The following is an 11,868-nucleotide window of genomic DNA, read 5'->3' on the forward strand; positions in this document are numbered from 1 at the left end:
GCGTGCGCACCACGCTGCTGGGCCTTCCCGAGAGCCGCGTAGATGAGGTGCTCGCCGCCGTGGACCTCGCGGACACCTGGTGTAGTGCATACCGCCCGAGCGGCGGGTCTCCGGGTTCAGGGTTGACTCGAATATTCCGCCGAAGATGGTGGGGCTGATTTGTGACCAGTCGGTCTGCTGGGACACCTCGAACAGCAGCTTGAACTTTATCTCGTCGGTGAAGTTGGGGATCTCGGATTCCTCCGCGAAAAGCCCCGTTGACGTAGGGGAAGGGCTTGACCGACTTGTCGTAGGGGGCGCGCTTTTCGATCGGAGTGTCGAGCGCCTTGAAGAGCCTTTTGAGCGCGACGCGCATGTTCTTTGGCTCGACGTTCCTCAGATAGTTCAAGAGCGCGTCTTTGGGGAAGAGCTCCGCATCCTCGCAGAACAGGCAGAACACCAGGCGCACGCATAGGATGTTGAGGGCCTTCTGGCTCTCTTCGGACTCCGGATCGATATACTGCGCCTGGAGCAGGGCGTGCAGCTCGCCGATGAGGCGGCCCGCCTCCATCGAGACCTGCTTCTTGCGTTCGGATCGGCTGTTGGCGGGGTCGGTGACGAAATCCAGTAGGTGCGGTTCCGCCCAAGCTCCTCCAAAGTGAACTCGACGTACTTGCCCGCGAGCTCGGCGCGGGGGCACGCGTCGCGGTCGTGCACGCGGAAGGTGGAGAAGTTGCACACCACGACGAAGCGCGGCTGGCGGTTTCGCGGGAAGCTCTCCGCGTAGGTGAGGGCCTGCTCGAAGGGCGTGACCATGCGGCCCTGGCACTCCTCGGGTTTGTCTAAGTCTATGCCCAACCCCTTCTGTTCAACGATGACCCCTGCGTCCGGGATGAGGCAGTCGATGAAGCCGCCGGAGGCGGTGCGGTACTCGAGCCTCACGTTCCGGCTGATGCTCTGCATGCAGACGATCTGCTGTAGGAGCTCCGTCCAGAATACCTGGGCGTCGCCCTTCTCGTATCCGCGCCCACTCTATTCGGCGGCGAACGCGGCCGCGTTTTTCTTCCTTTGCATGCTGTCCATCGACATAGTCCTTGTAATGATCGTTCTTATATTGTTCTTGGTTATATAGTATGTGTCGTAATGTGTTTCTCCTTTACTCTTTGAATAGTGCAGCCTGTATATTCAATTCGGAGAATGTGCTGATTGATTAGGGGTCTATTAGCAATAATATGAATATGAGACTATCTTGGTTGATGAATGGCTTCATCTGCAGGGAGCTTTATACTCCATTCGTTGTTGAACGTGACAACGGCTATCTTTCCGATCTTAAGGATCGTTACGACATCATACTCAATCAGGCCGAAAAGGCCGGAGCAGATGGTGATAGCCTGTCTATCATTAAGAGATATCGGAAAAAGATTATCGAGGCACTTCGTAGCTACTACAAAGCCGATGTTGTGAAATGCAATACAATCATCAAAAACTTGGTGTCGGATGTCAGCTCCGATTCCTTTGCGGCTGCTAAGTTGAATGAGAGTTGGGCTTTTCCTGGGTGCAGGACTCGGGAGCTGCAATTCTTTCGGTCGAGGACTGGGAACCCTTCTCGCGCTTACACGGCAAAAGATATGCTGCATTTGCCGAAGAGCCTAAGGTCTAAGACCGGAAGCTACAGGTTTAGTATTCCCGGCAGTCCGAGTTACTATCTCGCCAATTCCTCGTATGGATGCTGGATAGAAACGGGGCGTCCGCCGGAAATCAATTTTAATGTCTCGCCAGTGGTCCTAGATGGCACGCAGAAAATACTTAATTTAGCAATCAACGTGAGAGATTTCAGTGGTTTGAACGATCTCGATGCGGAGCGCGTTCATTGCTGGCTGAAGCTATTTATGCTCATGATAGCAACTTCGTACAGGGTTAATGAAGCTGACAGGACGTTTAAGTCTGAATATATCGTCTCTCAGGCAATAATGATGGCGTGTAAAAAACTCGGCTTTGACGGAGTTGCCTATTATTCTCGTCGTGTAACAGATGACGTATTTGCGCTTTGTGCCATCAATCTCGCCCTTTTTGTAGATTATGATCTTAATGGAGAGTACTCTCGGCTCGTTAAACATATGAAAATAGATGATTCCTTCAACTATGCTCTATACAAACAACTATTACCTTCGTTGAAGTATCAACACTATGCGTTGCGATCCACTGACAACGCTTTCATAACGAATATCGGCAGTTACGATAGGCAACATCCATATAGTGAAACAGAATTCTTTGAATTCGATCGATATCTTTTTTCAACATGGCAGAGCAAGAGAAACGGGAAGGGGAAAGACAGTCTTCCTTGGGGTGTACCAATCGATTAGCGGCTAACTTATTCTTCTGTTGATTGGTAAGAGCGAATTGCAAGCTTGCCAGTTCCCTCGTCAATATGCGCCTGCAAAATTTCTTTTATTCCGGCGGACTTGGCTGCATCCACAACGCTTCGCTTTTCCGCTTCTTTCATGTGGAGGCCTAACACGACTGACGAGGGAACCATCTGAATCGATGGTCTACCCTCTGCAGACCCTCTGCATAAAAGTCTCCATTCGCAGTCGTACTCGTGCTGCTTACGCTTGATAAGCGTGACCTTTTCGAACTCCCACCTAATTGATTCCTTAAGATATTTGATAAGTTCTGGGCAGGATACTTTCACATTGGCTGGCAACTCACGAAGGAGAAGGAGTACAAGTGCGTATCGTGTTGCATCGTACCCCTCATTCGAGTAGTAAATAGGGAAAGGGGCCAAAGAGGAATCGTCATTCGCGCAGAGTCCACAATTGTTCTTTTGGCCGCATAGAAATCTTATGGAACAGTTCGCATCGTATATCTGTACAAAGCCCTTATGGTTATCTGCGTATTTCAGCCACAGCACCTCGTTAAGCTGGTCATCGCAGAAGCAAAGGGAGTATCCGACGTTTTGCACTATTCGCCTAATATCGTCGATTTGACTGTTCAGCTGATCGAACTGAAACGGGAGCTCTTCTATTTCAGCCCTTCCAATTATATCGCGCAGTTTGTTGAAGTCAGGGATGCCGAATTGGCCAAGCAGAGCGATAATCTCTTTAAGGGGGTGTCCTCTGAATGCATCGATAATCAGATTGAACAGGATTTGGAGAGCCTTTTTGTCGACATAAAAAAATGTGTCGAGAGGATCGTCATAATATGGGGGAGAAGAGAACAAGAGTGTGTTCGTGCGCAATTGCTCAAGAGAACCGGGTTCAAACGTCCTGAAACGGCACAGCCGATTGACTCGAGGACGGGCTTGCAAGACCGTATCTCGAACCTCTTTTGAAAAACCGCGTGCTCTTGAGAGAGTGTCCCAAAACTCCCGTCTTTTTTTGGAACCCAGTACGGCCTCCCTTTCGATTTCTTCGTAACTTTCGTTGTCCATCGGCATAGTCCTTGTGAGGGTCGTTCTTATATTGTTCTTGGCTATATTGCTATATTATATGTGCCGTCTTGCGTCCTTCGGTTATGCGCTGGCCTTTCATTGTCTGATTTATTCGCTGTGCGACCTGCGGTTTTCCCTTTGGCGCACACTTGACGTCGCTTATTTCGCAAAATCGCGCAATTTTGGGCGGGAACTTGCGCCCATGACGTCATTTTCTATCTCACGACGTTCGATTCAGAATTTCAGCACATTATTGTGCTTTCGAACGGACGTGAGCAAAAGCGATCATTATTGACCTGCGATTTTGCTCGTCAAATGCTCGTTATTCGGGTTGCGAGGCAAAAGGAAATCCAGTGGCTTGCAGGTTTACCAGGTGAAAAACCTGTCTAACTGAAGCCACCGTATGAAAAATCAGGCTACTAAATGAACCTTACAATAATGTGCGGATGTTATTCCCGCTCGATGATCAAATCGAGTGCCGCTTCTTGTACCAACTCGCGCTCTCACCTGCAGTTTCGCTTATCCCCCGGCGCCCGGAAAGCGCCCGAAACCCGTGCACCAGCCGGTTCTGGGGATGGTACACGGGTTGCGCCACCCATGCCCGTGACGGCAGCCGGTACACGCCGGCGGCCCATCCTACCTGCGGAAACGACCGTGAGGAATAATCGCCGGCGCAAGAAGCGCGGGCAAGCCGGTTTCTCCAGCGCGCAAGGTCCGGGCGGGCTGGTGAGAATAATCGGCAACTTTCGGGAATAATTGAGATGACCTGCGCAAACAGCTCGTCGGAGAGGCAGTTTCCCGACGTCACTTCCAAGCCATCTGCCACCAGCGGAATAATCCTGCGCCAGCTGGAACGCATCCGGAGGCAGCGGGGGCCTCAACGGCCGATCTCGTCCGATGCATCCTCCGATTGCCCAGAAGGCGCCCAGCGCCGCGGAGCTCACCGACCAACGGGCGAGGCGTTCGGGCACCGTCAGCCGCAAAATGCAGCACTCGGAACCAGGCCACCTTGAAGCCCGGTCCAAACGGTGGCAAAATAAGCCTGCCGAAAGGCGGAAGCCCTAGGTGTCAGATTGGCGAGGTACGTACCTCCCCATTTCCTTTTTCTGGAGATTAATCTTGCCGGGCCGCTTGAACCTCTATATCAACGAATCCGGGGACCAGGACCTCTCCGAGGGCCTCTACCTCGTCGCGGTCGTGCTGCACGACATCCTAGACTCCGTTCTTGCCCGGAACGTTACCGACTAACGCGCCGGGACTTCAGGCAGTCCTACCTGAAGCAGCTCGCGAGGAAACGGCTCTCCTAGCAGAGCGGCGCGGACGCGCCCGGCGGGTCGCGCAGGGTGCCGGACCGCGCTCGCCGACGAAGCGGCTCGCCTTTCGCATTACGGCACGTGCGATCGGGACCGTCGAAGCCGCGGCCCTCTTCACACGTACATTATCGGAATCGCTGGGTTTGCTAGAATAGCCTCAGATGTCAAAACCCATGGGTTTCATGGGCGGGATTGCGAGCGCGATTCTGCCCTATTTTTTATCGTCAACCTGCTGTTCGTAGACCCGCCCAGAGGCACCGAGCGCTACCACCTGGAGCAGGAGCGCACCTTCAACGAGCAGCTCGAGCGCGAGCGGACGCACGCGGAGGAGTCCGCCGAGCTCGACGAGGTACGTCGCAAGCGGGACATGATGCGGCAGCGCAACTCTCGCCTGTGCAGGAAGTACGGGCTGAAGGGGCGGCGGGAGCGGAAGGGTTGAGCTCTTGCGTGTCGGCCATGCTCGCCTCCAATCTCTCGCCTTGTCAGCGGTAAAATTGCACATATTGGAATACCGGCCAACTGAACTGTATTGAGGCGATTCATGGACGACTTATCTGTGCAGGTGCCACTTTCATGCCCCACGTGCGGCTGCACTGAGTTCTCCGAGGTATCTGGCCAAGATCAGGACTCGGCTGATGAGCGACGTTTCATCTGCGCGCATTGTGGAGCGGCAATCTCCAGAGATCAGCTTACTGAAGCGAACTCGGCATCAATCGACGCGACAATCCAGGATATGGGCGACGACATCATTTCGGCGCTTTCGAAGGATTTGAAGAAGGCACTGAAGCGAAAGGGCTGGAAGGTCAAATGACTGGAGATTCGCAATTAATCACCTTTGCCCCCATCGTCATATCGGCGCTCAGCCTTATCCTCGCCGTCGTTTCTTTCGTTTTGAACTACAGGCTGAGCCTGCGTGACAAGAAGCGAGGCGAGCAGCTTGAGAATCTGCAGCTCAAACTTCATGAGTTGCAGCTTCAGAGAGAGGAAGAAGCCGCAGAGAGAAGATCATCCTCCAAGGTGGAAGCCCGCTACGTCCGCATTGGATTAAAAGGGCACCGCATACGAGTTTCGAACACGGGTGGCACCACCGTAACCAATGTTACCTGTGAGTATGACGAGAATGCCGGACCCTATGCTTTCATACAGGATAAAGAGCCTTACGAGCGGCTCGAACCTGGCGAGAGCTTCGATGAAACCATCTTCTTTGCCGACGGCTCTACCAGCAAATTCATGGTCAAGACGCGCTGGATCGGGGAAGATGGCAAAGAACGCAGCAGGGATAACATCGTCTCTGTTTAGCCAGTTGGCGCGTTAGGAGGCGGGAGCGTCGCTAGGCGATAGAATATGGGGGAAGGCGGAGCACGCCCCGACGGAAACGACGGGACACGGCTCCGCCTTTTCCATGCCTTTGTGACGTGCCGCGAGAATCCACCGTGAGAGAACTGACGAGTTTCACGGGGGTGATACGCATGGCAAGGCGTCCGAAGCTGACGCAGGAGATGGCTGACGAGGCGATCCGCCGCAAGGCGGACGGCCTTTCCAACGGCGACATCGTCTGCGCCCTGGGGATCCACGAACCGCCGCGAAGGGCAGACGGCGCAGCCGGCTGACCTGAGCCGGGAGCAACACGCAGGCGGAGCTGGCTGGCCCGAGCCGCGGAGCAATACACAGCCGGAGCGGCGGGCATGGCCGTGAGTGACGCTCTCCGCGCAGGGCGGGGCGGTTTCCGAGCCGTGCGCGCAACAGAGCGGAGGCGGGTGGGCTGCGGGCGACCTTGGATTGGCAGCGGGTGGTGGTGGGATGTGGCACCTCGTAGCTGCACCGCTCTTCTCGTCGTGTTCTCAATATAGGCTACGCATTGTAAAATAAGAGTTTACAGGTAATTGTAATACACCGGTATCACTCCCATTTACCTCGAAGGAGCCTATATGGCTATAGCGGCGCCCAAATCATATGACACCTCGCTCGGCGAGCTTCTCGAAGGGGTTGGCAAGGGGACGCATCAGCTCCCGGAGTTCCAGCGTGGCTGGACGTGGGATGACGGGCGCATCAGGAACATCATCGCGAGCTTGACGCAGGGGTATCCGATGGGAGCCCTCATGAGGCTCGAGTGCGGCGGCAGCGAGGTGAGGCTGAAGTACCGCGCCTTCGAGGGAACGCACGGCATCTCCCGCGAGCCCAACTACCTCGTTCTCGACGGCCAGCAGCGTCTCACCTCGCTCTACTGCTCGCTTTTCGGGAAAGACCCCGTCAGCACCTCGAACGAGCGCGGCCAGAAGCTCAGCCGCTTCTACTACCTCAACATGCGCAGGTGCCTCGATCCGGAGGAAGACCGCGAGGATGCGATTGCCTCCATATCGGACAAGCGCGTCGTCACCGAGGACATCGGCCGCAAGATCGTCCTCGACCTCACGAGCCGCGAGCGCGAAATCGAGGAGCTCATGTTTCCCGCCAATCTCGTTTTCGACTCCCAGGGGCGTGACGACTGGTTTACAGGGTTCATTGAACACTATGGTCTCAAGTCCGAAGAGTACGCCCTTTGGAAGGATTTCAAAGAGAATGTCCTCAGGACGATGGAGGACTACAAGATTCCGGTCATCACCTTGGACAAGACGACGCCCCGTGAGGCGGTCTGCAAGGTCTTCGAGAACGTGAACACGGGAGGTGTCTCTCTTACCGTGTTCGAACTCGTGACGGCTGCCTTCGCCACTTATGACTTCGACCTGCGTGGGAATTGGAACAAGGTCGTGCGCCCGCGTATTTGCGCCGAAAGCAAGGACATCAGAACGGATCTCATGCAGGGCGTCGACGAGACCACGTTTCTGACCTCCATGACGCTCTACACGACGTATCGCGCGAAGCGCGCCGGCACCAAGGGCAGCACCAGCTGCAAGAAGAAGGACGTTCTGGCGCTGCGCTACGAGGACTACGTCGCCAACCTGGACGCGCTGTTGGACGGGTTCGACATGGCGCGCGATTTGCTCATCGGCGAGTGCGTCTTCCGCATGCGCGACCTTCCCTATACGACGCAGCTCATCCCTCTCGCGGCCACCTGCGCCTACATCGGGCGCAAGGCGTTCGACCGGCAGCCCGTGAAGGCAATCCTCCGCCGGTGGCTGTGGTGCGGGATCTTCGGGGAGATGTACGGTGGCGCCAACGAGACGCGTTACGCCAACGACATCGAGGACCTGGTTGCGGCGATAGAGGGCGCCGACTCGCAGATGCGCACCGTGAACGCCGCCTACTTCCAGTCCACGCGCCTGCTGGGCCTTCAGACCAGAAACAGCGCCGCCTATAAGGGGGTCATGGCCCTCGTGTTCCGCGAGAACTGCCTCGATTTCGTCGACGGCGCACCAATGACCATGGTGAAGTCGATGGAGACCCCGCCGGACATCCACCACATCTTCCCGCGTGCGTACTGTGAGAGGACGGGGCTCGAACGGACGAAGTGGAACTCCATCGTGAACAAGACCCCGCTCATCGCGCGCACTAACCGGGAGATCGGGGGTGTTGCCCCTTCGAAGTACCTGCCGAAGATCATGAAGGATGAGCAGATCGACGGTGATGAGCTCCGTAGGCGTGTTGAGTCGCACCTCATCGACTACGACGCCCTCGCCGCCGATGACTTCGACGCGTTCTTCCTAGATCGCGCGAAGAGGCTCCTCGACGTCATCGAGCAGGCAATGGGCAAGGAGGTGCCCGACCGGGCATCTGACGAAACAGTAGCGGCGTTCGGTCACGTCCTGAATTGACCGTAGCGCATGCCCCGCAGGAGCAGGAGGGCGATGCGCTACGTGCCCTCGATACCACAAGCCCATCTTATTCGAATCAAGGAGTCGCCGCGATGGAACCTCATAACGTTGCAAAGTACGCTCGCAAGCTGAGGCTTGCGATCGAGGAACGTGGTGCCGCCGCACTCGAGCGCGACGACTGGGCGGCGCGCTTCCAGGAGTTTGGCTTCGAGATGGATTGCGGTCACTCGTATGAGGAGCTTTACGGGCTCGCCTTGCATGATGCACAGGGCCTCAGGCGCGAGCTTGCGCGCATCGACAATGTACAGACGCTCGGCAACGCGGTCTTCTCGCAGTGCCGGTACATTACGCATTGGTCGATGGGACCTTGCGAGCGAGAGCTCGACTGGCTGGAAATCGCGCTTGGACGTCTCGAGGAGCTCGCCCACGACGCATAGTCGTCGACCGACTCGCGGGACGGTATCGGCACCAGGCTGCTTCGCGTTTGCGCACCACTCATCGAGTAGCCATAGGCTGCTTTGGTAAAATCGGAGAAGCTACCAAGACTGGCTTTTAACTGGAGATCGTTCGTCTATTTCCTCTGTGAGAAAGGGTTCCGTCCGAATCGAACGAAACCCTTTCTTGACCTGCGGAAATGTCAGTTTTTGGAAGATGGTGTTGAGAAGCGTCAGACCCCGAAAATCACTCCCACTCTTTCAAGTCCATTTGCCGTGGCGACATTCCAATTGGGTCTAGTTTGGTTGTCGATTTGTCCACCTTGCCGCCGAATCCCTCCGTGTGTCCTCGCGCACGCGTTTGGGACAAACCCTGGGACAAATTCGCAAACTATTTCGAAACCGCAAGCCACAGTTTCATTTTTGTCCCGGGGACAAAAGCGGCAAGGCTTTGAGGTCCGGAACCGCTCAAAAGGGAAGCCAAAACGGTTGTTTTCCCTCTTTGGCGCTTGCTTAGCGAAGTGAATCGTGGCCAGTGGCTTTACCGTCTTACGTTCCCGCAGATCAGAAGGGATGTGCAAGAGCGATGACCGAAAGAATCGTCGCAGGCGGCTTATTCACTCAAGAGTTCAACGGTTCCGCTTTCAAATGCATGGGGAAATGCGAATGACCTCAATGCGCTCCCGAACTCGGCGCTAACGTAAACGCCGACTCCGTCGAGCGAAGACTGGCTAATATGAGTCACAACATCGTCTCCAAGGCTGATATGCCTAAGATGGCTTCCAACTGGGGGCGGGGTTTGCCAATAGCAACAGCATGAAGAAATGCAGTGCCCTCGGAGTCCTGCTCAGTAATTCCGTCAGCGTTCTTCTCAAGCCAATCCAGAAGAGCAATCGAATCGTCCATCACGTCAGGTGGCGGAGTTGGCATGGAAGGCAGGTTCCTGTTGGTATTCACCTATTGTACGCTCATCGTCGTGCACGGCCAAACGGACAACATCCCGGATTCGATAGCTGCATGCGAGGGGTTTCGAGCTAAGTGCTCTTGAGCATAGCGTTTCACGTGCCGGTGTTCATGAGCGGCAAGGATTGCTGTTTCGAGCTCGATCTGAGGGTGCGTGACTGCAGTCTCTCATGCTGTTCAGCTCGCCCAGCCTGCATCTTGGTTCCTCGACAGCGCAGCTTGGTTAAACGCCGAAGGTTCAGCTATCTTCGTCGGCTAGCATAAGAGCAGTCCGAAAGGAGGGACGCATGAAGATCACAATCGAAGAGCAAAAAGCAGCTCAAGATATAGAAGTCACGATCGTCTGCGTAAGGGCCGATCGCCGCGTGCTTGATATAGCGGCTCGGCTGCGCATGCTTGACAGGAAGGTGACGGGCACGGCCGACGGCTGCACGCGCGTGCTGAGCGCAGAAGACGTCCTGTTCATCGAGTCGGTCGACAAGCGCACGTTCATTTATACGGCCGACACGGTTCTCGAGACGGGCCTGCGCCTTTACGAGATGGAGGAGCTCCTGGCGGACTGCGACTTCCTGCGCATCACGAAAGGTTGCATCGTCAACTTCCGCGCGATCACCGCCCTCAAACCCGACGTCAACGGCAGGATCATCGCCACCTTGGAAAACGGTGAGCGGGTCGTTATCTCGCGCCGGTATGCGCCCGACGTCAAATCGAAGCTCGGTCTGAAGTAGTCGAAACGAAGGAAGGGAGACTGAAATGATTAACAGGGACATTATCGACACCGATAAAAAGACGCCCATGGAAAACCTCGGACAACTCGTGAAAAGCACCTGTATCGGCTTCACTGTTGCCATGATAGTCTTCTTGGCATTAGGGACTTGTTTCGCTGATGACACCGCCAAGCAGGGCATTAACTATTGCTGGTCGATTCTCGCCGCGTGCGTCATCGTCCCCGCGCTGCAGTTCGTGTTCTTCACGCCCGCGGTGATCAGACGGATGGCGTATCCCGCGCGCCTGGTGCTGTTCAGCGTTTGCCTCTACGCGGCCCTCTGTGCGTTGGCGTTTGTCTTTGCTTGGGTTTCCGCGAACAACCCCGAGGCGTGGATTACCTTCACGGTTGTCTATCTCGCCATCCTGACGGTCCTCACTCTTGCTTTCAACGCCAAGCTGAGCCGCGAGACCCGCGAATTGAACGACAGGCTCGCGGAATACCGCAAGAGCAGGGAGACGGAATAAGGGTATAGCTGAGCATTATCGATGCTGGGCAAATCCTTACTCCCGATCCTCGAATTACCGCCCAGCGCGAGGGCCTGATGCCAAGGCCGGCGCAGGGCGATGCTCGGCCCCGTTCGCTACCCCAAGCGCTTCCTGCGCGGTCATGCCCTTGTAGCCCTCGTTTGCGCGCATAAGCGGGTTCATGTGCAAGGGAATGTCGATCCAGGTGCTGATTGCTCGGTCAGCCTAATCGGATTGGAGGAAGACGACCTCGTGTCCAGCATAGACGATGGCGAAACTTCCTCCACCGCAGTCATACCGAGGGGCGGATACTCCTGTGCGGGCGATGATATGAAGTTGATGATTTTCCGCCAGGAGGGTTTCCAAGTGCCGGGCCGTTTCCCTCGGCTGTTTCTCATCCAGGAGAACCCCGCGATAGCCCCACGCGGCGCTCAGAACCCCTGCTCGCCGAGCAGTCACCTCGTATGTTGCGGTAACGCGAGCTCGTCGCAATTTATGGCTGGTCAGGCCATAAGGACGCCCATGGTTGCTTCTCAAGCCGCGCCGCTCGTCCTTTTTCCCGCAGCATAATCGTCTTCCTAGTCAGGCCATGTCCCAACGGATGGGTACCATTTACCCGGGTGCACCTGAGGCAACGGGCCGACAGGCCCGCGAAAGGTCGCCCGCATAACACGCAACATCAAACATGACAGAAGAGGCGAACGACAGATGCCGGACCCCGGACGACAGCACCGCGGAAGACGAGCATTCCGACCACAACCGAA

Annotated in this window: 11 protein-coding genes and 1 pseudogene; 9 read left to right on the forward strand and 3 right to left on the reverse strand. The window is 55.8% G+C overall.

Features of this window, described 5'->3' with window-relative positions; genetic code table 11:
• The coding region (locus I1969_RS10515; RefSeq protein WP_324248663.1) for a type IIL restriction-modification enzyme MmeI at positions 1-550 on the reverse strand (550 nt) is incomplete at its 3' end.
• A gap of 77 nt (positions 551-627) precedes the next feature.
• Positions 628-993: pseudogene (locus I1969_RS11280) on the reverse strand (type IIL restriction-modification enzyme MmeI); the annotation flags it as partial.
• A 242-nt stretch (positions 994-1,235) separates the two neighbouring features.
• On the opposite strand from I1969_RS11280, the gene I1969_RS10520 reads away from it, so the two are divergent.
• Entirely contained in the window at positions 1,236-2,342 is a 1,107-nt protein-coding gene (locus I1969_RS10520) for an RES domain-containing protein (protein WP_195235080.1), read from the forward strand.
• Between the two features lie 8 nt (positions 2,343-2,350).
• Here I1969_RS10520 and I1969_RS10525 read toward each other — a convergent pair whose 3' ends face one another.
• Complete coding sequence (locus I1969_RS10525) at positions 2,351-3,409, reverse strand: hypothetical protein (protein WP_195235081.1); 1,059 nt, start codon at positions 3,407-3,409, stop codon at positions 2,351-2,353.
• Positions 3,410-4,528: 1,119 nt separating this feature from the next.
• Here I1969_RS10525 and I1969_RS11215 point away from each other — a divergent pair.
• The 8 genes from I1969_RS11215 (at position 4,529) to I1969_RS10560 (ending at position 11,104) form a co-directional block, all read left to right on the forward strand.
• Positions 4,529-4,657 (forward strand): hypothetical protein, encoded by a 129-nt coding sequence (locus tag I1969_RS11215; protein ID WP_260699462.1) that lies wholly within the window; start codon positions 4,529-4,531, stop codon positions 4,655-4,657.
• A 606-nt stretch (positions 4,658-5,263) separates the two neighbouring features.
• Entirely contained in the window at positions 5,264-5,533 is a 270-nt protein-coding gene (locus tag I1969_RS10530; protein ID WP_195235082.1) for an ECs_2282 family putative zinc-binding protein, read from the forward strand.
• The gene (locus I1969_RS10535; protein ID WP_195235083.1) at positions 5,530-6,021 is read left to right on the forward strand and encodes a hypothetical protein; all 492 of its coding nucleotides are present in this window, start codon (positions 5,530-5,532) and stop codon (positions 6,019-6,021) included. Before I1969_RS10530 ends, I1969_RS10535 begins: the two co-directional genes overlap by 4 nt.
• A gap of 170 nt (positions 6,022-6,191) precedes the next feature.
• On the forward strand, positions 6,192-6,332 hold the full coding sequence (locus I1969_RS10540) for a hypothetical protein (RefSeq protein WP_195235084.1): 141 nt from the start codon (positions 6,192-6,194) through the stop codon (positions 6,330-6,332).
• 318 nt (positions 6,333-6,650) lie between these two features.
• A complete protein-coding gene (locus I1969_RS10545; RefSeq protein ID WP_195235085.1) occupies positions 6,651-8,474 on the forward strand; it encodes a GmrSD restriction endonuclease domain-containing protein in 1,824 nt (607 codons plus the stop codon).
• A gap of 92 nt (positions 8,475-8,566) precedes the next feature.
• Positions 8,567-8,911 (forward strand): hypothetical protein, encoded by a 345-nt coding sequence (locus I1969_RS10550; RefSeq protein ID WP_195235086.1) that lies wholly within the window; start codon positions 8,567-8,569, stop codon positions 8,909-8,911.
• Between the two features lie 1,247 nt (positions 8,912-10,158).
• The gene (locus I1969_RS10555; protein ID WP_195235087.1) at positions 10,159-10,599 is read left to right on the forward strand and encodes a LytTR family DNA-binding domain-containing protein; all 441 of its coding nucleotides are present in this window, start codon (positions 10,159-10,161) and stop codon (positions 10,597-10,599) included.
• A gap of 25 nt (positions 10,600-10,624) precedes the next feature.
• Positions 10,625-11,104: a DUF3021 family protein gene (locus I1969_RS10560; RefSeq protein WP_195235088.1), complete on the forward strand. Its 480-nt coding sequence runs from the start codon at positions 10,625-10,627 to the stop codon at positions 11,102-11,104.
• Positions 11,105-11,868 lie beyond the last annotated feature (764 nt).

It is taken from the genome of Collinsella aerofaciens (assembly GCF_015548375.1).
Lineage (GTDB): Bacteria > Actinomycetota > Coriobacteriia > Coriobacteriales > Coriobacteriaceae > Collinsella > Collinsella aerofaciens_AB.

Coding starts and splice junctions, on each gene's coding strand:
- I1969_RS10535 (WP_195235083.1), top strand. CDS start 5,530: ATGACTGGAGATTCGCAATTAATCACCTTTGCCCCCATCGTCATATCG.
- I1969_RS10560 (WP_195235088.1), top strand. CDS start 10,625: ATGATTAACAGGGACATTATCGACACCGATAAAAAGACGCCCATGGAA.
- I1969_RS10550 (WP_195235086.1), top strand. CDS start 8,567: ATGGAACCTCATAACGTTGCAAAGTACGCTCGCAAGCTGAGGCTTGCG.
- I1969_RS10520 (WP_195235080.1), top strand. CDS start 1,236: ATGAATGGCTTCATCTGCAGGGAGCTTTATACTCCATTCGTTGTTGAA.
- I1969_RS10545 (WP_195235085.1), top strand. CDS start 6,651: ATGGCTATAGCGGCGCCCAAATCATATGACACCTCGCTCGGCGAGCTT.
- I1969_RS10540 (WP_195235084.1), top strand. CDS start 6,192: ATGGCAAGGCGTCCGAAGCTGACGCAGGAGATGGCTGACGAGGCGATC.
- I1969_RS10530 (WP_195235082.1), top strand. CDS start 5,264: ATGGACGACTTATCTGTGCAGGTGCCACTTTCATGCCCCACGTGCGGC.
- I1969_RS10525 (WP_195235081.1), bottom strand. CDS start 3,409: ATGGACAACGAAAGTTACGAAGAAATCGAAAGGGAGGCCGTACTGGGT.
- I1969_RS10555 (WP_195235087.1), top strand. CDS start 10,159: ATGAAGATCACAATCGAAGAGCAAAAAGCAGCTCAAGATATAGAAGTC.